This is a genomic window from Arthrobacter sp. ok362, assembly GCF_900102785.1.
In the GTDB taxonomy this organism is placed as follows: Bacteria; Actinomycetota; Actinomycetes; order Actinomycetales; family Micrococcaceae; genus Arthrobacter.
Window position 1 is genome coordinate 1 of record NZ_FNGC01000012.1, and the last position, 19,974, is coordinate 19,974.

Below are 19,974 nucleotides of genomic sequence, written 5' to 3' on the forward strand. Positions count from 1 at the left end.
CAGTTCGGGATCCCGGCCGGGTTCCTGGCCGGGTTCCTGGCCGGCATGGCCTGTGGGCGCCGGGTCTGCCTGGTGTCCTGGATCCGCGGGGAGGCCGTGGTCCGGGAGGGTGTCCTTGGTGAGGATGTCGTGCGGCCACTCGGGCGGTTCCCAGTCCTGGTGCTCGCTGGGGTAGTGCCGGCTGGACGGCGAAGTCCACCCCGGCGGGTGGTCCTTGCTGGCTCCGGTGGGTTTCCAGGCGGTGCTGTGTTTCAGGCGGTGGTGTCTGGGGCAGGGTTGGCCCAGGTTGGTGATGCCGGTGGTGCCTCCGTCGGCCCAGGCCAGGAGGTGGTCTGCCTCGTTGTCCAGGGAGTGGTTGCTGCAGCCGGGGAAGGGGCACCTGCCGTCGCGGAGGCGGAGCCATTGACGCTGGGCCTTCGTGACACGGTAGCTGGTCCGGCCGATTTCCAGCGGGGCGCCGTCGCGGGGGTCTGTCAGGACGCGGTAGAAGGAGTCGGCGCCGTCGGTGATCAGGCGGCGGGCCATCGACGGCGGGATTGGCCCGTACCCGTCCAGGGTGGCGGGTTCGTCGGTGGCGCCCAGCAGCGACAGGACCGGGACGGTGATCAGGACCTGCGCCCTCGGCGACGGAACGCCTCCGGCCACACCCCCAACCATGCCGGTTCCGGCGCCGGCGATTCCGCCGGTGGTGCCGGCGCCGGCGCCGGCCGAGCCGCCGGGGGCGCCGGTGCCGGTGGTGTGGCTGGTGAGGAGCCAGGTTGCGGTGATGTCGGCGCGGAGCTGGGCGAGGGTCCTGGCCTCGGCCGGGCCTTGGAGGGCGCGGGCGGCGGCGGTGGTCCGTTCCCAGATCCCCGCGGCGGTGTCGGCCGGGAGGTAGGCGGAGAGCCAGGCCATGCCGTCCCGGTCCGGGACGTAGTCGACCCGCCGGTCCTCGGTACTTTTGGTGTGGCGTGCTTCGATGCTGACCGGGTGGTGGCGTTCGCGCCAGGCACGGGCCTTGGCGCGGAACCGGGACGGGACGAGGTCCCCGGCCTGGCACCCGCGGGCGGGGTTGGGTGCGTCGGGGTCCAGGAAGTGCGCTTCCAGCGCGGCCGCTCCGGCGGGATCCAGGCCGGCAGTTTCGTCGACGATGATCCGGGCGTGCTGCCAGGAGACCGTCCCGGCCTGCAGCGCCGTCAGGGTCAGCGGCAGCGCCGTCGTCAGTGCCAGGGATTCGGACAGGAGGGCTCCGGCCGTTCGTTCGCTGACGGTCAGGACACAGGCGACCTCGGCGACCATGCTCATCTCCTGGGCGGTGCGTTCCGGCGGGGACGCCGCCGGAGACACCAGCGACCTGGTGGCCTGCCCGTAGTCGGCGGTCAGCCTGGCCTTCAGTGCGGCGGTCCGGGCTTCCAGCCGGGCCACCTCGGCGAGCCCGTCCAGGCAATCATCCGCCAGAGTCCGCAGCGGATCGGCGTCCGGCAGGGAATCGGCGCGCAGATCAGCGCTTTCCGCCCCGGCGCCGGGGCAAGCAACACCGGGGCCGGGGCAGGCAACAAACGCGGCAGCGGACGCGGCGACAGCCCCCAGCGCCTCCCTGCTCTCGGCACTCCAGGCTCTGCTGTCCATACCCAAAGCATCGCAGGAGGCACTGACAATATTGATGGAATTGGTGGGGGTGCGGCGTGACTCTGGCACTTAGTTACGGCCTGAGAGGTGTTCGTCTCAAAATGACCCGTCCAATCCTCGGCCGATGTCATTTTCAGGAGTCGCCTGCACCAGTTCATGGGACAGTACGGGGCGAGTGCGGAGGACTGTTGACATCGGGATGTCAGCAGTCCCGTGCACCGTCATGCATTTTTTCAACAGTCGTCTGCACCAAAGCCGAGCTACGGGATTGCAACTGCTTCAAGGGCCGTGGCCGGGACCCAGCGGTACATTGTGGTGGCACCGAGACCACTAGGCTGGCGGCAACTTCCTTGGGCGGCGTTCCCCGGCTGAGGAGCTTCCGGGCTGAGCGGATCTTGGCCTCAGTCATTACACGTTTGCGTCCGCCGATCCGGCCCTGTTCACGCGCTGCGTCTAGGCCTGCCTGGTGCGTTCGACCATGAGCTCGCGTTCCATTTGCGCCAGGGAGGCCATCACGTTGAAGAAGAAGCGTCCGGAGGCGGTGGTTGTGTCGATCGAGTCGGTGAGGCTGACGAAACCAACGCCGCGCTCGTTCAGGTCTCCGGCGAAATCCAGCAGGTCCTTCACGCTGCGGCCAAGACGGTCCAGCTTCCACGCAATGAGAGTTTCTCCCTCACGGAGTGCTTCCAGCGCCTTGGAGAGACCGGGCCGGCCGGCCTTGGTGCCGCTCATTGTGTCTTCAAAGATGCGATCGCATCCTGCACCTCTTAAAGCAGCCAACTGCTGCGCATCCGCACCGTGCGACCGGTTTTTGGTTCGGACGCATGCGAGACGGCAGTGGTGTTCTGAACGATGCGGGGCCGGCCAGGCAACGTGCCAACCGAGCCTACGCGCGCAAACAGGACACGACTCCCGCAGGCTGACCGGAGTGACTCCAGTTCGAGCCGGGGGGCAGATGTAGCTGTTCCGCTTTCTGCCGGGGGTTCCTGCGGCATGGGCATGCCGCGGCTCGGGGGAACGGAGATCGATTTCGGCTTTAACGTTGCGAGATTTTAGCCCCGGTGCTCAGCGGCCGGTGAAGCGGGTGCGGTAAGAGGTGGGAGTGGTGGAATAGGCGGCGATGAAGTTCTGCCGGAAGGTCACCGGGCTGCCGAAACCGCAGGACTCGGCAATGCGGGTGATGCTCCAGTTCGTGGTTTCCAGCAGCTGGCGGGCATCATCAAGCCGCCTATCGAGCACCCACCGCGCCGGGGAACTACCGGTGACTTCCTTGAACCTGCGGGTAAAGTTACGCTTGCTCATGGTGGCGTGAGCTGCCATGGACTCCACTTCCAGATCTTGGTCCAGGTTCGCCAAGGCCCATTGGATCGTTTTGCCCAGCGGCCCGTCAAGCTCGGGGTCTTGCAGCGGGCGGGAAATGTATTGCGCCTGGTCGCCTTCGCGGTGCGGAGCCACGACAATATGCCGGGCGACGGCCGCCGCTGCTGCCGATCCCAAGTGCGTACGCACAAGATGCAGGCAGGCATCCAACGCAGAAGCAGTCCCCGCGGAAGTGAGTACGTCGCCGTGGTCGATGTAGAGGGCGGAATCATCGAATTCCACGGCAGAATGCCTGAGTGCCATTTCCCGTGCTGCGCCCCAATGGGTCACGGCCGCGCGGCCGTCGAGCACTCCGCTGCGAGCCACGGGAAAGGCACCAAGGCACAGGCCTGCGATGGTGGCTCCCCGTTCACGGGATTGCCGCACGAGCTGAAGCAGGCCCTCGGACGGATCGGGGAGGTGGGAAAGCCATGACGGAAACACCACCAGGTCTGCATCCTGCACGATTTCCGGCCCAAAGACCCCATCGATCGCGTAGCCTTCGGCACCGCGCACCGGCTGGCCACTTTCCGTGAACACCCGGGTCTCCCAATGTTCGGCCAACCCCAGGCGGCCCACCTCGCCGAACACCAGCAGCGGGGTAGCCAAATGGAACAGGGTCATTCCGTCGAAGGCGTGGACGGCAATCCTCATTGTGTCCCATTTTCATCGAAAGTCTGCATATACGCCACTCACTATATCCGGACGGTCGCTGCCACGCTGGAAGCACCAACGAAAATCACCCTGAAAATGGAGCAACAACCATGGCCGACTTGCGCCGCGCACTTGTCATCATCGATGTGCAGAACGATTACTTTACGCCCGGAGGTCCGCTGGAGATCCAGTACCCGGACCGCTTTGAATCTCTGGGCAACATCACCCGGGCCATTGATCTTGCCGAGCGGCACGGGATGCCCATTGTCTCGGTGCAGCATGAATACCCGGCCGGGGCGCCTGTCTTCGCCGAGGGCTCCGAGGGCTGGAAACTACACCCGGAGATTTCCTCGCGCCGCAAGGATTCGTGGAAACACATTGTCAAGAACTACGCCAGTGTCTTTGCTGGCACGGATTTCGAACCCTGGTTGCGCGATAACCAGGTCGACGCCATCACCGTGATCGGCTACATGACCAACAACTGCGATTTGGCAACCGCGGCTGTGGCCGAGCCACTTGGCATCGCCGTCGAGTTGCTCTCCGATGCCAGCGGTGCGATCCACCTGGCTAATGAAGCAGGAACGGCCAATGCCCGGCAGCTGCACGAGACCCTGATGGTGTTGTTGCACTCCAACTTTGCCGCCGTGGCCACCACCGAGGACTGGGCACAGGCCGTCGCGGCCGGCTGCGCACTGCCCAAGGGCGACCTGGGAACCTCGGCCGTCCAGGGACAGCAGGCATTCCAGACCGTCGCCTAATTCCCGCCGTGGCATGCTCCCGCAACACCAACACTCCCGGTGGGAACTACGCTGTACCTAGAGCTTGCGGGTCCGTGTGCTTAGGGCTCACCCACGGTAAGGAAACAGAAGCCCATGGCGAGGATTGACGGCGCTGCCGCCACACTGCAAAGCGAAGGATTGTTGCGGCGCGGGCTGCGCCTTGAATATGCGACCCTGGGCTGGAACGTGATCGGCCTGGGAGTCCTGGCCGCCGCCGCCATCGGCGCTGCGTCCCCGGCCTTGGCTGGATTCGGCCTGGATTCCCTGATCGAGGTCTTCGCCTCCCTGGTCGTGGTGTGGCAGCTCAAAGGCGTCCACGCGGACCGGGAAACCCGGGCGATGCGGCTGATCGGGGTGGCCTTCGCGGTGCTCGCCGCCTACTTGGTGATCCAGTTGGTCATCGTGTTTGCCACCGGCGTCCGCCCCGCCACTTCTGGTTTGGGCATCGTCTGGACGGCCCTGACCTTCCTGGTCATGCTCGCGTTGGCATGGGGCAAGATCCGCACCGGCCGCGCCCTGGGCAATCCGGTGCTGCGCGCGGAAGGCACGGTTACCCTGATCGACGCTTATCTGTCCGGGGCGGTCCTCGCCGGGCTGGTCCTGAACGCCCTGTTCGGGTGGTGGTGGGCGGACCCTCTGGCAGGGCTGGTCATTATCTACTACGCCGCCCGCGAGGCCCGGCACGCGTTCAAGCACACGCCCGAGGAGGCCACGGCGTGAACTGGTGGGATGCGGCGATCTCCGTCATCGGTGGTGTTGTCCTGATCTACGCCGTCCTGCTGGTCCTGTTGGCCCTTTACGCCCGTCGTCACCCGGAGACGGTGGGCATGAGAGAAGCACTGCGGCTGCTTCCGGACCTCTTGACCCTGCTGCGCCGGCTGACCGCTGACCGGATCCTCCCGCGTGGGATCCGGGTCCGCCTGGTCCTGCTGCTGGTCTACCTTGCCTCGCCCATTGATCTGGTTCCCGACTTCCTTCCCGTCATCGGGTACGCCGATGACGTCATCATCGTGGCCCTGGTCCTGCGCTCGGTCATCCGCAAAGCAGGCACCGGACCATTGGAAAACCACTGGCCCGGCACACCCGCCGGCCTCGCCCTGATCCAACGCCTGGCCGGCACGAGCGCCACCGCCCCATGAGCTTCTGAAAGTGACAGCCGAGGACAACGGCGGACGGAAAGCTTGCTCCAGTTGTTCGCCGAAAACCGGCTCCCCTCGGGTCATGTCCTGCCGGCTGACACATCGCGGCTGCTTCGCATTCAGCGTCGCTGCCGTCCGCCGTCGGACCCCCTTCGGTCAAGAGCGGAACCCACCGGGGGCTTGACGGCAGTAACGGGGCAGCCCGCTTCGAGGATGACCCGCTGGGCTGTGCTGCCCAGGAACAGTTTGCCGACCGGGGAACGGCGCCGGACGCCGATGACCACGAGCTCGACGTCGTCCTCGAACGAGGCGTCGATGAGGACGTCGGCAGGATCGTCGGCATTACCTGATGGCCGGACCCGCGCTGATACGCCCTCTCCGGAGGCCAGGGCTAAGGCCGCTGAAACCGCAGCCGGGGAGGTGTCGCTCTGGGCGCCGGCCCCGGGCCACAGTATGTCCAGAGTGGTCCGCCGGCGTGCTGCTTCCGCGATGGCCGCGTGCAGTGCCGCAAGGCCTTCCTTCGTTGAAAGATACCCCACCGCCACGCTCATTGCCCGGCCTCCCGGCATCCTGGAGTTGTCCTGGTGATGTTCCGACTACCGTACTTTGGGGACGCATGCGGCGCGTCCGGCTGGGCGCTCAGCATACCGGCGTCACCAGGGTCCCGGTCGTCACATACTGCAACAGGTTCGCCAGCGTCAGTTCGGCCATCGCGGCTCGGGTCTCGTGCGTTCCGCTGCCCAAGTGGGGGAGAAGGACGACGTTGTCCAGGGCCAGAAGGTCGTGGGGCACCTTGGGTTCGTCCTCGAAGACGTCGAGCCCCGCGCCGGCAAGCCGACCGGTCAGAAGCGCCGCCACCAGAGCCTCTTCGTCCACGACGGAACCCCGCGCAACGTTAATGAGGTAACCGGAAGGGCCGAGTGCTTCAATCACTTTCGGACCGACGAGCTTGACTGAATCGGGACCGCCCGCCGCAGCGATGATCAGGACATCGGACTGTAGGGCCAGGTCGACCGGTGAGGCGCAGTACTCGTAAGGCACCTCGGCCACCGGCCGACGGTTGTGATAGCTGACGGTGCAATCGAAGGCTTCAAGCCTGCGGGCTATCACCTTGCCGATGCGTCCCAATCCGAGGATGCCGACGCGTTTGCCGCTGGCTTTCGTGGCCAGGGGAAAGTTCCCCGCAGTGGCCCATTGGCCGGCGCGTACGTACCGGTCAGCCGCGCTGATGCGCCGCAGCACATCCAAGTACAACGCCAGGGCGGTGTCGGCCACGCAGTCGTTGAGGACCTCCGGGGTGTTGCTGACGGCGATGCCGCGTTCCCTGGCTTGGCCGATGTCCGTGGCGTCGTAGCCCACGCCGAAGTTCACGACGGCGCGCAAAGCCGGGAGCGCGCGCATCAGCTCCGGGCCGACGCCGACCTTCCCTGAAGTGACGGCTACATCGAAGTCGCCGCCTCGATGTTGCAGGAAGGCCGCTCGCTCCGCCGGGTCATCCGGAAGCCGGACGGCGCCGTAGTCAAGAACCACGGCGTCCTGTACGGAGGGCATCAAGGGTCCTACCTGAAGGACAGCTACGTTGGTCATACCTGCACCCTAGGTTTCCCAATCAATACGCGTCCAACTTGTAAATTGCATCGATCAATGCGCCGCGCGCATTGATACGGACTATTCCCAGCAATGACGCGGATCACTCACCCCCGTGGCACTCGTCACAGGGTAGATGTTGGACGGATTTGCGCGCTACGCAAACAGGCGCTGGGCTGCTGTCTATTGTCCCGCCTCTTCCGCCGCCACTACTTTGAGTTCGACCCCGGACCTCAGCTCCCCAAGTCGACCTGCATTGATGGCCTGAGGCCGCCCACTCCTAATTCCGAGGAATCCAATGACGTCTTCTTCACGTGTACTTCCCCAGGCCGCCGTCCTGAAATGGCCTGCCCTCGCTGCAGGCGCTTTGCTCCTGCTGAGCGGGTGCTCGGTTGCGAACTCTGCTTCCGGCCCAGCTGCGGCGGGCGGCAGTCTCCGGGTTGTGCTGGCGCAGGAGCCCCCCACGCTGGAGGCCTGCGAATCCAACCTCACCTCCACCGGCGTGGTTGTGCGCTCAAACGTCACAGAACCCCTGATTGAGCGAAATCCCACCACGGGCGAGCTCGAGCCCCTGCTGGCAACGGAGTGGAAAGCCACATCTGCCACGGAATGGACGTTCAAACTTCGCGAGGGCGTGAAATTCCAGGACGGCACGCCCTTCAATGCCGAGGCGGCAGCCTTCACGATTAACCGGGCCGTCAATTCCAAGCTCGGCTGCAACGTGGAAGGCTACGTCTTTGGTGATGCGGACCTGGTGGTCAAGGCAGTCGACGCTACGACGTTGACGGTGACTTCGCCCACGCCTGACCCCATTTTGCCTCTTCGCCTTTCGTTCCTGGAAATAGTGCCGACGACGACGAGCACCACCGCGAAAGTCCGGGAGCCCATTGGTACCGGCCCCTACAAGATCGAGAAGTGGGACGCCGGCCAGAAGATCACGCTCAGCAGCTGGGACGGGTACTGGGGCAAGAAGCCGGCCTACGCCAAGGCCGAGTACCAGTGGCGCTCCGAGAGTTCGGTACGCGCCGCGATGATCACCAGCGGTGAGGCCGACGTGGCCCTGGGCCTGGGCCCCGATGACAATATCGGTGACCTGGGAGTCGACTACCCGAACAATGAGACTGTCGCACTCCGGCTCGACGGCACAAAAGCCCCGTTGAACGACATCCGCGTCCGCCAGGCCGTGAACTACGCCATCGACAAGGAGGGCATTGTCGGCTCCCTCTACCAGGGCAAGCACAAGGTGGCCGCGCAGCTGGTTCCGGCAGGTGTTGTAGGGCACAACCCTGCACTCGAGGGCTGGCCGTTCGACCTGGACAAGGCCAAGGCCCTGGTTGCAGAGGCCAAGGCTGCCGGCGTTGACACTGGCGCGCAGATCTCCCTCGTCGTCCGCAACGCACAGTTCCCCAAGGTCACCGAACTTGCGCAGGTCCTGCAGGAGCAGTTGAGCCAGGCCGGCCTGAATGTGAAGCTGAAAATGCTTGAAACCAGCCAGCAGCTGACCTACCAGACCCGCCCGTTCGCCCAAGACGAAGGTGCGGCCGCGGTATTGGTTCAGCACGGCAACCAGGCCGGTGACGCAGCCTTCACCGTTGACCAGTACATGCTCTCGACGGGAGCGCAAAGCGCCTTCGGCACTCCCGAGTTTGACGCCATGATCAAGAAGGCCGACTCAGCGTCAGGCGATGAGCGCGAGAAAGACTTCGAACAAATCTTTGACTACCAGAACAACAAGGTGGTCCAGTTCGCCAACATCTCGCACCAGACCGGCATTCTGGGCAAGTCCAAATCTGTGAATTACACGCCCAATTCCTCCAGCGGTGACGAGCTCCGCGTCTCGGAAATGACCCCGGCCAGCTAGTCCGGACGTCCAGGAAAGAGGGACAGCCCATGCTGATCTACTTGAGAAAGCGGATCGTTTCCAGCGCGCTTCCGCTGGTGGTGGTAATTGTTGGTGTTTTCGCGCTCGCCAGGATGACCGGTAACCCGGCCGCCCTGTATCTTCCACTCAATGCCACGCAACAGATGCGGGACGACTTCACTGCACGCAACGGCCTTGACCAGCCGCTGTTGGTGCAGATGGCGGACTACTTCGGCGGAGTACTGAGGCTCGACTTCGGGCAATCGCTCAGGACCGGCGAGGATGCCGCCGCCATGGCCCTGCGGGCCTTCCCGGCCACCTTGCAGCTGGCGGCCACCACTATGGTGCTGGCCGTCCTGCTGGCGCTGGCGGTTGGTTGCTGGGCGGCGCTGAAGCCGAACGGCGTCGCCGACCGCATCTCAAGTTTCGTCTCCATGGCTGCGGCTTCGATACCCGACTTCTGGCTCGCAATCGTCGGCATCTGGGTATTCGCCATAACCCTGGGCTGGCTCCCGACATCCGGCGTGTCGGGGGCCGGCGCCTGGGTTCTGCCCATCGCCACCCTCCTGCTCAGGCCATTCGGCGTCCTGGTCCAGATCGTCCGTGGATCCATGGTCTCTGCGCTGTCTGAGCCCTACATCAAGCTGGCCCGAAGCCGCGGCGCGGGCGAACTGCGGGTGGTTACCCATCACGCACTGCGCAACGCCGCGGCTCCGGCTTTGACAGTGGCCGGGGACCTGACAGTGGGCCTGGTCAACGGAGCGGTGGTGGTCGAAACCATCTTCGGGTGGCCCGGGATCGGCAAGCTCATGATCGATTCCATCCTGCAGCGCGACTTCGCTGTCCTGCAGGCAGCCGTGCTGCTCACGGCCGTGGCGATCTTCGCGTTGAACATCCTGATCGACATGGGCTACGCATTGCTGGACGCACGCGTCCGGCCCGTGACGGCAAGAGCTTAGGAGTAAACCATGACGAGTTCATTGACTGAGCCGGCCGCACAGAATCAGCTGCCAGGAACCGAGCAACGGCCCCCCGCAAAGGGGAGAGGAAACCCGGATGGGAACCCCAACCTGTTCCGGCTCCTGCTCAAGGACCGCTTCGCTACCGTGTCTGCCCTGCTTCTGGTCCTCATCGGCCTGACAGCCGTGATCGGCCCTTCCCTGATGGGTGACCTGGCAACCAAGCAGAACCTCCTCTTCGCCAACAAAGCGCCATTTACGCTGGTCCACGGCTGGGAATACGTCCTGGGCAGCGATTCCCTGGGGAGAAGCATGCTCGCACGCCTCGTCGTGGCCAGCCGCACCACGTTCTCAGTCGCGGTTCCCGCCGTGGCTGTGGCCCTGGTGGTTGGGTCGCTGTGGGGTGTGTGGGCCGGATACCACCGTGGTTGGCGGGAAAATGTCTCGATGCGCATCGCCGACGTCATCATGAGCTTCCCCTCCCTGCTGCTCGCCGTCGTGGTGCTTTACGTGTTCAGCCCCAGCGCCGGAAACATCGTCCTGATCCTCGCCCTTACGCGCATCCCCATCTACCTGCGCACCGCACGAGCCGAGTCGGCGGAGCTTCAAAGCCGCACCTTTGTGGACGCGGCCCGGACCTTTGGGGCCACGCCAAACGCCATCATCGGACGCCATGTCATCCCCGTGGTCCTGCCGACGCTCCTGACGCTGGCCACGCTCGAATTCTGCTATGTGATGCTGGCCGAGTCTTCCCTGAGCTTCCTTGGCATTGGCATCCAGCCGCCGGACGTGAGCTGGGGGCTCATGGTTTCGCAGGGCCGGCAGTACCTGCAGACCGCCTGGTGGCTTTCCATCTTTCCCGGCGTCGCGATTGTGGTCACCACCATCGCGGCGAATGTCCTGGCGGCCTGGCTCCGGATCGCCACTGACCCCGCCCAGCGCTGGCGCCTGTCACTGCCCCGCAAGCGCCTGATCGCCCGCATCCCAGTCAAGGAGGCAAAGCCGTGAAAACTGCTGCCCAAACCGTGCTCCCCGGACAGTCCCGGGCGCATGAAGTTGTTCTTAGTGTCAGGGGCCTGGCCGTGGACATCCGCACTCATCGCGGAACCGTCCGGGCCGTCAATGGCGTAGGCTTCGAGGCCCGCGCGGGGGAGACCCTCGCACTGCTCGGGGAATCCGGCTGCGGGAAGTCCATGACGGCCAAGGCCCTCGCCGGAATCATGGACCCCGTCTGTGACCTGGCCGGCGGTGAGGTAGTCCTCAATGGAACAGATCTGGGGGCTTTGACACCCAAGGAACGGCTGAAATTTGCCGGACCCGAGCTCGGCATCGTCTTTCAGGACGCGCTGACAGCCCTCAACCCTGTCTATACCGTGGGAACACAGCTCGGTGAGGCTTTCAGGATCCATCGGGGACTGAGTGCCAAGGAAGCCAAGGTCCAGGCAATTGAGTTGATGAAGCGGGTGGGGATTCCCGAGCCTGAGTCCCGGGTGAATTCGTATCCGCACCAGTTCTCCGGCGGGATGCGCCAGCGCATCCTGATCGCCATGGCCGTGGCTCTGGACCCGCGCCTGCTGATAGCAGACGAACCCACCACTGCCCTGGACGTCACGGTCCAGGCGCAGATCATGCAGCTCCTGCGCAAGCTCCGGGAAGAGGGACAGATGGCCGTTGTGCTGATCACCCACGATCTGGCGGTTGTTGCCGAGGAGGCTGACTCTGTGGCGGTGATGTACGCGGGCAACGTGGTGGAGAGCGGACCAGTGTCGGAGGTCTTCAGCGATCCGCGGCACCCGTACACCAAGGGGCTACTCGAGTCGGTGCCCGTCCACGTTGCGCGCGGCGCCCATCTGAAGTCCATCGCCGGAAGCCCCCCGGAGATTCATGACATACCGGCGGGCTGCGTGTACCAGTCACGCTGCCCGTTGGTGCAGGACATCTGCCTGTCCGTGCGCCCGCAGCTCCTGCCCGTGAACGAACGTTCCGCCGACGTGCAGGACGACGCCGACAATTACGCCGGCGCCCGGCCGTCGAGGCCGGGCCGGGTAGCGGCCTGCCACTTCAGCAAGGAGATCAACAATGTCTGAGCCGCTGCTGCAGGTTGATGGCTTGTGCAAAACCTTCCACGTCGCCAAGAGCGCCAGCGGCAACACCCGCCTTAAGGCTCTGGACGGCATTAACCTCACGGTCGGGCGAGGGGAAACCCTGGGCCTGGTCGGGGAGTCGGGCTGCGGAAAATCCACCCTGGCCCGGACCCTCATACTGCTGGAGACACCGGACGAAGGGACAGTGACCTTTGAAGGAACCAACCCGTTCGGGCTCCGCGGAAAGGAGCTGCTGAGCTGGCGGCGCAGGGTCCAAATGGTGTTCCAGGACCCGTTTGCCTCCCTTAACGCACGGATGAACGCCGGCGACATTATCTCCGAGCCCTGGGCGACCCACCGGAGCCTCTACCCGTCCTCCCGGGAACGCGAAGCCCGTGTGCGGGAGCTGCTTCATATGGTCGGGCTGCGTCCATCGGACGCGCGTAAATGCCCGCAGGAGTTTTCCGGCGGCCAGCGGCAACGGCTCGGCATTGCCCGTGCCCTGGCTCTGAACCCCGACGTCATCATCCTGGATGAGCCGGTTTCCGCGCTGGATCTGTCCGTCCAGGCCCAGATCCTCAACCTGCTCAATGACCTCCAGCAGGAACTCGGAGTCTCCTATGTCTTCATCTCCCATGATCTGACCGTTGTCCGGCATGTGGCCGACCGGGTCGCCGTGATGTACCTGGGCAGGATCATCGAGACCGGAGCCACGGAGGAGGTTTTCGACCGTCCACGGCACCCCTACACGGCGGCGTTGATGTCCGCCTCGCCGAAGCTGGACGTTACGGGGGCGAAGCGGGACCGAATCGTCCTTCAGGGCGAGCTGCCGTCCCCGCTGGATCCGCCGTCGGGTTGCCGTTTCCGTACCAGGTGCTGGAAAGCGCAGGATGTCTGCGCCGAGATGGCGCCCGAGCCCCGGGTGACGGCCGCCCCCGATGGAGGGCTGCGCCTGACCGAATGCCACTTTCCACTTGAAACCGTCCAAGGTCTCACAGGCGCCACAGCAACTGCCGGGTGACGGCCACGGAATATGCGCTGATCGCCGGCGTGGTTTTCCTCGCCGCCTGCCTGCAGGCCTCAACGGGCTTCGGCATGGGGATGCTTGCCGCGCCCGTGGTGGCCATGGTGGATCCGGCCCTGCTGCCGGCCACGCTCATTCTCCTGGCACTCCTTGTGACAATCCTCGTGACCGTCCGGGAACGGCAGCACCTGGATCTCCGAGGGACGGGCTGGGCTCTGGTGGGCAGGATCCCCGGGAGCTTCCTGGGGGCATGGCTGGTGGCCCTGCTGTCCAAGGAGGGCCTGGCGTGGGTGGTGGTCATCGTGGTGGTCACCGGCCTGGTCCTGGCCATCCGGGGGTGGGCGCCCGAACCGGTCCGGGTAAACCTGATCGCGGCCGGTGCCGCCTCGGGCATCATGGGCACCGCCACTTCCATCGGCGGCCCGCCCATGGCCTTGGTCTGGCAAAGCCATCAGGGATCACGGCTGCGGGGCACCATGAGCGCGTTTTTCATGGTGGGTTCCGCAATGTCCCTGGTGGCGCTGGGGGTCGCAGGCGCCGTGACGGGGCAAATATTGACGCTCGCGCTGTGGTTGGTGCCGGCGGTGCTTGGAGGGTATGTGGCTTCCCGGTTCGTGAACCGCTTCTTGAACACAGCCCGCCTGAGGATGCTGGCGCTGGGCTCGTCCGCGCTGGGAAGCCTGCTGTTGATGGGACAACTCGCCGTGGCCGCCATGCAGCCGTGACCTCTGCAGTCACTGCAAAGAAGTCGCTGAAGCCGGGTGATTTAGCTGGCCCAAACCCTCGGTACGACGTTGATCAGTTCCCGGCCGTCCGCCAGCCGGCCAATATTTGCCGCGATGTCCGCCGCCCGGCGTTCAAACGTGATGCGCGCGTGTCCGGAGTGGTGGGGTGTGAGCACGGTATTGTCCAGAGATGCGAACGGCAGTTCCGCGGGGGGCAGCACGCCGTCAGCAGGCGATGCCCACCACACGTCGATGCCTGCTCCTGCGATACGCCGGGACTGGAGGGCGTCGAATAGCGCCTGTTGGTCCACCACGGGACCGCGCGCAACGTTTATCAGGAGCGCGGACGGCTTCATAGCCGCGAACTCCGCCGCCCCGATCAACCCCCTCGTTGAAGAGTCCAGGGGCGCGGTGACCACTACGACGTCGGACGCCGCCAGCAGCTCCGGAAGCTGGCGGTTGCCGCCGATCCAACTCAACGCGACCCCGTCCGGGGCGCCGGCGGCCGGATTTTTGCGGACGGCACGAACGTCCATGCCTAACAGGCCGGCCATGCGCGCCACCTCGGACCCGATGGAGCCCATCCCGACGAGTCCCATGGTAATTCCACTCAACGTGGGGTGGAACGGCACTTCGGGGTCAGTGGCAATGGTCCGCCATCGGCCTCCACGCACCGCGCGGTCGGCCGCTATTACATTGCGGGAGAGCATAAGCGTGACCATCAGGACGTGTTCCGCAATGGGCCGCGCATGGTGGAACGTGTTGGCAACGAGGGTTCCCGGCAGCAGGCCCGGAACGAAGATCCTGTCGTACCCGGCGCCGGTGACGTGCACCAGCTTCAGTCTGCTTGCGGCGGCAACCTGCTCGGGACCCAGAGAGGAACAGACTACGACGTCGGCAGTGGCCAGCGCTTCCAGCTGGCGTTCAGGAGACCAAGCCGCCGCCATGGTCCAGTGGTGAGCGCCGCCGTCGTGCTTCAACTGATCCTCAAAGCGGCTGATGATTGGATCGGTGACCACGACCGCCAAGCCCTTTTTAGAAGACCCCGGGACGCTCACCAGCGGGGGCTTTGAAGCTCGTAGGAAGGGTGCAGCCGCTGCATGTACCCGGTGTCATCCCGGCTCCTGAGCCCGCACTCCAGGTACTGGCGGTGGAGGCGTTCCAAGGCGTCGCGGTCCAGTTCGATCCCCAGCCCGGGTCCTGCGGGGACGTTAACGGCTCCGTTCTCAAACGAGAAAGTGTCGTCCGCGATGACGTCCTCTTCCGGGTCCTTCCATGGCCAGTGGGTGTCACTCGCATAGTCGAGTTTCGGCGTCGCCGCTGCGAGATGGACCATTGCGGCAAGGCTGACCCCCAGATGGGAGTTCGAGTGCATAGACAGCCCCAGACCGAAGGTTTCGGTGATGCCTGCCAGCGACTGGGAGCGGCGGAGGCCTCCCCAAAAATGATGATCCGAAAGGATCACATCAACGGCCCCGTCAGCCACTGCCGGTGCAATATCAGCGAAGCTGACGACGCACATGTTCGTGGCCAGCGGTATGCCGACCTCGCGGCGGACTGCGGCCATTCCTTCGATGCCCGGGGTGGGGTCCTCCAGATACTCCAGGATGCCGTCCAGTTCCTTGGCGACGCGGATGGAGGTTTCAACCGTCCATGCGCCGTTGGGATCTATCCGGAGCGGCATGGCCGGGAACTCCGCACGGAGGGCCTTGATCGCGGCGACTTCCTCCTCCGGGGGAAACACGCCTGCCTTCAGCTTGAGGGCGGAGAAACCATGCTCTTCCACCATTTTCCGCGCCTGGCTGACGATTCCGACGGGATCCAGGGCCGCGCCCCAAGCGTCGGGTGCCTGGCCGGGATGTCCGGCCCACTTGTAGAACAGGTAGCCGCTGAATGGGACGGCGCTGCGGACCGCTCCGCCAAGGAGGTCGCTCACGGGGCGGCCACGGAGCTTCCCCTGGATGTCCAGGGCAGCTACATCAAACGGCGACAGGACGCGGTCCGTGGTGCTTGACCCGGTAACCATTCCGCTCATTCCGTGGCCGCCCCGGATCGTGTCCTTCTGCAGAGCGGCCGCAACGCCGCTGAGGAGTTCGTTCATGTTGAACACGTCGGTGCCCGGAACGGCCGCGGCCGCGAGGTGAAGGCGGGCAAGATGGCCGGCGTCACAGTATGTTTCACCCAATCCGCTGACGCCGGCGTCGGTATGGACTTCCACTATCGCCCGAAGGGCGAACGGCTCGTGGACACCGACGGTGTTCAGCAGCGGCGGGTCCTTGAACGCCACCGGCGTGATCGTGACGCCGGTGATCCGTACCTGGTGGAGGTGCTCTGCGTGCTGGCTTTCCTGGTTCACTTCGGTGAGCTCCTTAAGCGTGGGTCAGGCGACCGGCCGGTTACGCTCTGCATGGCTACCGGTTTCCGCATCTGCTGCTGAACTGAACATAATGGGTGCAAACGATCCAAGTCCAAGCCATAATGAGCACTCATGCATCCATGAAAGGTATTGATGTTCTCCCTGCCGCAGCTTGAATCATTTGTCGCTGTTGCTGAGGAACTGCACTTCGGTGCGGCCGCAGCACGGCTGAACATGACACAACCACCCTTGAGTCGGCAGATCCAGATGCTCGAGAAACAACTGGGTACCCAGCTCTTTGGCCGCAGCAGCCGAAGGGTGGAACTGACTGCGGCTGGCTTGATGCTGCTGCCCAGGGCCCGGCAAATACTGGACATGTGCATCAAGACCGATTTGGATGTCCGCCGGGTTTCATCCGGCGACGCCGGCGCAATAACCGTCGCATACACTGCCATCGCTGGTCAGAGCGCGTTGCCCCAGCTTCTGAGGCGTGCCGTCGACATCATGCCAGGGGTCTCGTTCGTATTGCGGGAGCTGGTCTCTACGGACCAGATGGACGGGCTGGTGAAGGGCAGCGTGGACATCGGGCTGCTCCGGCCGGTGGTGGCACGGCCAGGCATCGTTTCAAGACCCATCATGACGGACCGCCTCGTCATCGCGATCCCCTCCGGCAGTGCCATTCTGGGCAACCTGCCGAACATGGATGCGCCCCTTCCGCTGGCCTGCCTGGATCGATTGCCGCTGCTGATGTATTCAACCAAGGAAGCGCGCTACTTTCATGACCTCGTACTGCGGCTGTTCGCCAGCGCAGGCGCGCACGCGAACATCACTCAGTACGCAAGCCAGGTCCCGGCCCTCCTCGCCTTCGTTCAAGCCGGCCTGGGCGTGACGCTGGTGCCCGCCTCGGCCATGGCGTCATCGCCCCCGGGTGTGGACTTCCACGAGATCAGCGGCAGCCACGGAATCCGCGAGCTCAACCGTGTCGATCTGGAGCTCGCCTGGAATGAGCAAACTGCCAATCCGGCCGTGCGGAGGCTGCTGAAGCTTATAGATTCCACCGGTCTGAATCCCGGCGACCGATAGAACCAGTCAGGCAGCGCCAGCGCCATCTCTTGGGCCATGCGTTCCTACGCCCGGTCTCCCGCAGGGTGTCACTTTTCCTTGGAGAGGTACGACAGTGCGGCGACGACATGGGTTTGGACGCCCATGGACAGGGTCGGGTCGATTACGGGGGCGAAGAACGGGGAGTGGTTCCCCGGGATGTCCTGACTCACCGTTCCCTTCGCGGCCGCCGCCCGGTAGGCGTCGGGGTCCGCACCGCCGAGGATCCAGAACGTGTAGGGCACGTCGAAGGCGTCCGGAATGCGGCTGAAATCCTCCGAAGCCGTCTGCCTCTCGGCCCTGTGCACGGCGTCGGCCCCAAAGTGAGCGGAGAACGCGGCCCGGACCTGCTCTGTCACGTCCGCGTCGTTGCTGGTGAGCGGGAACTGGTCGTAATACTCGAAATCAGGCTCCCGGGGCGATCCTGCGGCAGCGCACTCGCCGTTGACAATCCGCTCAATCGCGGCGAGCACCGTGGCCCGGACCTGGTTGTCGTAAGTGCGGATGTTCAGCAGGAGCGTGGCGCGGTCCGGGATGATGTTCGATTTCGCGCCGGCATTGAGCGCCCCTACGGTGACAACGGCGAAGTCCCCGGGCCTCGTCTCCCGCGAGACGATTGACTGCAACCTGAGCACGATCGAGGAGGCCAGCACCACCGGGTCCACGGACATGTGCGGCATCGAGCCGTGCGCTCCCTTCCCGTACACGGTGATCTTCAGTGAATCTCCGGCCGAAAGGACTGGCCCGTCCGTGGTGGCGACCATCCCCGCCGGTACTGGCATCACGTGCTGGGCGAGGGCGACGTCGGGCCGCGGCACTTTGGTGACCAGTCCGTCGTCGACCATTGCCTTGGACCCTGCCCCGATTTCTTCGGCCGGCTGGAACAGGGCGATGTAGGTGCCGGACCAGGCTCCACGTCCGTCCGCCATGAGCTTGGCGGCTCCGAGCAGCGCACTGACGTGCACGTCGTGACCGCACGCATGCATGATCCCGTCCACTGCCGACGCATAGGACAGCCCCGTGGCCTCGGTGACGGGTAAGGCGTCCATGTCGGCGCGCGCAAGAACAGTTGGGCCAACTCCGTTCGCGAGGACGCCGACGACGCCGGTCCCGCCAATACGGGTCACCGAATAGCCGAAGGCAGTGAGTTTCTCTTCGACAATCTTCGAAGTCTCATGCTCCTCGAGGCTCAGTTCGGGATGCCGGTGCAGCCTGGTGTACGTTTCCCGGAGCCAGCCGAGCTCGGAATCGAGGCCTGCCAGGACTGTCTCGGAACTGTTCATGCGCATCACGCTCTCGGAGGCCGGGCGCCTCCGTGGGCAGGCGCAACTGACACTCAGCTTAGTCACTGTTGGAAGGAAGCGATATGACATCTCTGTCTTGCCGGCTGCGAGTAGGGCGAAGGTTTTAACGAGTATGAACCGGGCTTTAACAGGTGTCCGGCACTGAGGTTGTCGCGGCTCTGGACTCGTTACGATGGGGTCTCCCGGGCCGGTGATTCCGGCCGGATGAATTCGGCGGCACGAGTCAATCACGCCGCAGTCAGGGCTTTTGTCCCGGATGTTCACGACGAAAGGCCGCCGCCCTCAAATTCCATCGGCGCACCGCCGCAGCTGGCTGGCTGCACTGCAAGGTGTCATCACCGGAAACTGGCGTTCAACCAGGCCGTCTGGAACAGGCCCGGATCACCGAACTGGGACCAGAATCTGCACCATGCCTATTCACGATGGTGGTGAGGGCATATTTCACTTCAATGAAGACTCTGCGAGGAATTCATGCGACGACCGATATTTCCACGCCTAGTCCTTATCGCCACAATTGTAGGTCTCAGTCTGGTGCCCCTGCCCGCCAAAGCAGCTGGGGGCGTGGCGACAGACAAGGTGGTCAGTACGCACCAGACCTCGCTTTCCCGCACCGTCATTTCGCCAGCCTTTACAACCAGCCAAACCAAAGAACTATTGGTTGCATTTGTGACCTCTGATGGACGGGCCCAAACCGGTTACCAGCAATTCACTTCAGTCACCGGTGGCGGGCTCACCTGGCGCCTGCGTAAGCGGACCAACGTTCAGTACGGGACGGCAGAAATCTGGCAGGCCGTGTCCAACGGCATCCTCACGAACGCAAGGGTAACCGCGACGCACAACGGTTCATACCGGGCTTCCATAACGGTCGCCACCTTCACGGGCGCGGACACGACCACCGATGGAGCGGTCGGGGGTGCCAACGGGCCCACGGGAGCGCCCACCGCTTCGCTTACAACAACTCGCACCGGCTCTTGGGTCTGGGGTGTGGGAAATGACTGGAGTACGTCCACCCCCCGCACCGTGGGAAGCGGTCAAACCAAGGTCGATGAGTACCTTGCCGGCAGCGGTGGCACGTTCTGGACGCAACGCCAAACTGTGCCCGGCACAGCGACGGCGCCGTCTACCGTCAGAATCAATGACACCGCTCCAACTACGGACAAGTGGAATATGTCTCTGATCGAGATTCGGCCGGCCCAGGCGGCGCCGGTGTTCACCGCGTCCTCGCCTCCGGCGACGGCCACGGCCGGCACCGCCTACACCTACACCTTCGCGGCAAGCGGTAATCCGGCGCCGACGTTCAGGGTGACCTCCGGTGCCCTGCCGGCGGGGCTGAGCCTGAACGCCACCTCCGGGGTCCTCTCCGGGACCCCGACGACGGCCGGCCCGGCGACATTCACGGTTGCCGCGACCAACGGGGTCAGCCCCGACGCGGTC

18 protein-coding genes and 1 pseudogene are annotated in these 19,974 nt (G+C 64.7%); 11 read left to right on the top strand and 8 right to left on the bottom strand.

The window, feature by feature from the left end; genetic code table 11:
* From BLQ10_RS15770 to BLQ10_RS15780, 3 genes and pseudogenes are all read right to left on the bottom strand, one after another.
* Positions 1–1,608: HNH endonuclease signature motif containing protein (locus BLQ10_RS15770; RefSeq protein WP_139164260.1), on the bottom strand; the 1,608-nt coding region annotated here is incomplete at its 3' end.
* A 260-nt stretch (positions 1,609–1,868) separates the two neighbouring features.
* Positions 1,869–2,388 (bottom strand): annotated as a pseudogene (locus tag BLQ10_RS23125) (recombinase family protein).
* 285 nt (positions 2,389–2,673) lie between these two features.
* On the bottom strand, positions 2,674–3,621 hold the full coding sequence (locus tag BLQ10_RS15780; protein WP_091563687.1) for a GlxA family transcriptional regulator: 948 nt from the start codon (positions 3,619–3,621) through the stop codon (positions 2,674–2,676).
* A 110-nt stretch (positions 3,622–3,731) separates the two neighbouring features.
* Here BLQ10_RS15780 and BLQ10_RS15785 point away from each other — a divergent pair, with 110 nt between their 5' ends.
* The 3 genes from BLQ10_RS15785 (at position 3,732) to BLQ10_RS15795 (ending at position 5,539) form a co-directional block, all read left to right on the top strand.
* Positions 3,732–4,379 carry an isochorismatase family protein gene (locus BLQ10_RS15785; protein ID WP_091563689.1) on the top strand — a complete coding sequence of 216 codons (648 nt, stop codon included), beginning with the start codon at positions 3,732–3,734 and terminating at the stop codon, positions 4,377–4,379.
* A gap of 114 nt (positions 4,380–4,493) precedes the next feature.
* The gene (locus BLQ10_RS15790; protein ID WP_091563691.1) at positions 4,494–5,120 is read left to right on the top strand and encodes a cation efflux transmembrane domain-containing protein; all 627 of its coding nucleotides are present in this window, start codon (positions 4,494–4,496) and stop codon (positions 5,118–5,120) included.
* On the top strand, positions 5,117–5,539 hold the full coding sequence (locus tag BLQ10_RS15795) for a YkvA family protein (protein ID WP_254785603.1): 423 nt from the start codon (positions 5,117–5,119) through the stop codon (positions 5,537–5,539). The genes BLQ10_RS15790 and BLQ10_RS15795 overlap by 4 nt, the downstream gene beginning before the upstream one ends.
* Positions 5,540–5,658: 119 nt before the next feature.
* Here BLQ10_RS15795 and BLQ10_RS15800 read toward each other — a convergent pair whose 3' ends face one another.
* Together BLQ10_RS15800 and BLQ10_RS15805 are read right to left on the bottom strand one after the other, a co-directional pair.
* Positions 5,659–6,090, bottom strand: a complete 432-nt coding sequence (locus BLQ10_RS15800; RefSeq protein ID WP_091563693.1) for a universal stress protein — start codon at positions 6,088–6,090, stop codon at positions 5,659–5,661.
* An 88-nt stretch (positions 6,091–6,178) separates the two neighbouring features.
* Complete coding sequence (locus BLQ10_RS15805; protein ID WP_091563695.1) at positions 6,179–7,126, bottom strand: 2-hydroxyacid dehydrogenase; 948 nt, start codon at positions 7,124–7,126, stop codon at positions 6,179–6,181.
* Positions 7,127–7,424: 298 nt separating this feature from the next.
* Here BLQ10_RS15805 and BLQ10_RS15810 point away from each other — a divergent pair, with 298 nt between their 5' ends.
* The 6 genes from BLQ10_RS15810 to BLQ10_RS15835 are packed head-to-tail and all read left to right on the top strand — an operon-like array spanning position 7,425 to position 13,779.
* On the top strand, positions 7,425–8,987 hold the full coding sequence (locus BLQ10_RS15810; protein WP_091563696.1) for an ABC transporter substrate-binding protein: 1,563 nt from the start codon (positions 7,425–7,427) through the stop codon (positions 8,985–8,987).
* Positions 8,988–9,016: 29 nt separating this feature from the next.
* Positions 9,017–9,946 carry an ABC transporter permease gene (locus BLQ10_RS15815; RefSeq protein ID WP_091563698.1) on the top strand — a complete coding sequence of 310 codons (930 nt, stop codon included), beginning with the start codon at positions 9,017–9,019 and terminating at the stop codon, positions 9,944–9,946.
* Between the two features lie 9 nt (positions 9,947–9,955).
* Positions 9,956–10,954 (top strand): ABC transporter permease, encoded by a 999-nt coding sequence (locus tag BLQ10_RS15820; RefSeq protein ID WP_091563700.1) that lies wholly within the window; start codon positions 9,956–9,958, stop codon positions 10,952–10,954.
* Entirely contained in the window at positions 10,951–12,033 is a 1,083-nt protein-coding gene (locus tag BLQ10_RS15825; protein ID WP_175558653.1) for an ABC transporter ATP-binding protein, read from the top strand. The genes BLQ10_RS15820 and BLQ10_RS15825 overlap by 4 nt, the downstream gene beginning before the upstream one ends.
* Positions 12,026–13,051: an ABC transporter ATP-binding protein gene (locus BLQ10_RS15830; RefSeq protein ID WP_091563702.1), complete on the top strand. Its 1,026-nt coding sequence runs from the start codon at positions 12,026–12,028 to the stop codon at positions 13,049–13,051. The genes BLQ10_RS15825 and BLQ10_RS15830 overlap by 8 nt, the downstream gene beginning before the upstream one ends.
* On the top strand, positions 13,048–13,779 hold the full coding sequence (locus tag BLQ10_RS15835; RefSeq protein WP_091563703.1) for a sulfite exporter TauE/SafE family protein: 732 nt from the start codon (positions 13,048–13,050) through the stop codon (positions 13,777–13,779). Before BLQ10_RS15830 ends, BLQ10_RS15835 begins: the two co-directional genes overlap by 4 nt.
* 41 nt (positions 13,780–13,820) lie before the next feature.
* Here the strand turns inward: BLQ10_RS15835 and BLQ10_RS15840 are convergent, their stop codons facing one another.
* Together BLQ10_RS15840 and BLQ10_RS15845 are read right to left on the bottom strand one after the other, a co-directional pair.
* Entirely contained in the window at positions 13,821–14,798 is a 978-nt protein-coding gene (locus BLQ10_RS15840) for a 2-hydroxyacid dehydrogenase (RefSeq protein ID WP_254785604.1), read from the bottom strand.
* 35 nt (positions 14,799–14,833) lie between these two features.
* A complete protein-coding gene (locus tag BLQ10_RS15845; protein ID WP_091563705.1) occupies positions 14,834–16,135 on the bottom strand; it encodes a glucarate dehydratase family protein in 1,302 nt (433 codons plus the stop codon).
* A 153-nt stretch (positions 16,136–16,288) separates the two neighbouring features.
* Here BLQ10_RS15845 and BLQ10_RS15850 point away from each other — a divergent pair, with 153 nt between their 5' ends.
* Positions 16,289–17,218 (top strand): LysR family transcriptional regulator, encoded by a 930-nt coding sequence (locus BLQ10_RS15850; RefSeq protein WP_091563707.1) that lies wholly within the window; start codon positions 16,289–16,291, stop codon positions 17,216–17,218.
* Between the two features lie 68 nt (positions 17,219–17,286).
* Here the strand turns inward: BLQ10_RS15850 and BLQ10_RS15855 are convergent, their stop codons facing one another.
* Positions 17,287–18,519, bottom strand: coding sequence for an amidohydrolase (locus BLQ10_RS15855; RefSeq protein WP_091563918.1), 1,233 nt, complete (start codon positions 18,517–18,519; stop codon positions 17,287–17,289).
* A gap of 687 nt (positions 18,520–19,206) precedes the next feature.
* Here BLQ10_RS15855 and BLQ10_RS15860 point away from each other — a divergent pair.
* On the top strand, positions 19,207–19,974 hold a 768-nt coding region (locus BLQ10_RS15860; RefSeq protein WP_254785605.1), incomplete at its 3' end, for a putative Ig domain-containing protein.

Excerpts from the sequence above, each read along its gene's own strand:
- BLQ10_RS15805 (WP_091563695.1), bottom strand. The coding sequence starts at position 7,126 with ATGACCAACGTAGCTGTCCTTCAGGTAGGACCCTTGATGCCCTCCGTA.
- BLQ10_RS15800 (WP_091563693.1), bottom strand. The coding sequence starts at position 6,090 with ATGAGCGTGGCGGTGGGGTATCTTTCAACGAAGGAAGGCCTTGCGGCA.
- BLQ10_RS15780 (WP_091563687.1), bottom strand. The coding sequence starts at position 3,621 with ATGAGGATTGCCGTCCACGCCTTCGACGGAATGACCCTGTTCCATTTG.
- BLQ10_RS15785 (WP_091563689.1), top strand. The coding sequence starts at position 3,732 with ATGGCCGACTTGCGCCGCGCACTTGTCATCATCGATGTGCAGAACGAT.
- BLQ10_RS15855 (WP_091563918.1), bottom strand. The coding sequence starts at position 18,519 with ATGAACAGTTCCGAGACAGTCCTGGCAGGCCTCGATTCCGAGCTCGGC.
- BLQ10_RS15810 (WP_091563696.1), top strand. The coding sequence starts at position 7,425 with ATGACGTCTTCTTCACGTGTACTTCCCCAGGCCGCCGTCCTGAAATGG.
- BLQ10_RS15820 (WP_091563700.1), top strand. The coding sequence starts at position 9,956 with ATGACGAGTTCATTGACTGAGCCGGCCGCACAGAATCAGCTGCCAGGA.
- BLQ10_RS15830 (WP_091563702.1), top strand. The coding sequence starts at position 12,026 with ATGTCTGAGCCGCTGCTGCAGGTTGATGGCTTGTGCAAAACCTTCCAC.
- BLQ10_RS15815 (WP_091563698.1), top strand. The coding sequence starts at position 9,017 with ATGCTGATCTACTTGAGAAAGCGGATCGTTTCCAGCGCGCTTCCGCTG.
- BLQ10_RS15850 (WP_091563707.1), top strand. The coding sequence starts at position 16,289 with ATGTTCTCCCTGCCGCAGCTTGAATCATTTGTCGCTGTTGCTGAGGAA.
- BLQ10_RS15790 (WP_091563691.1), top strand. The coding sequence starts at position 4,494 with ATGGCGAGGATTGACGGCGCTGCCGCCACACTGCAAAGCGAAGGATTG.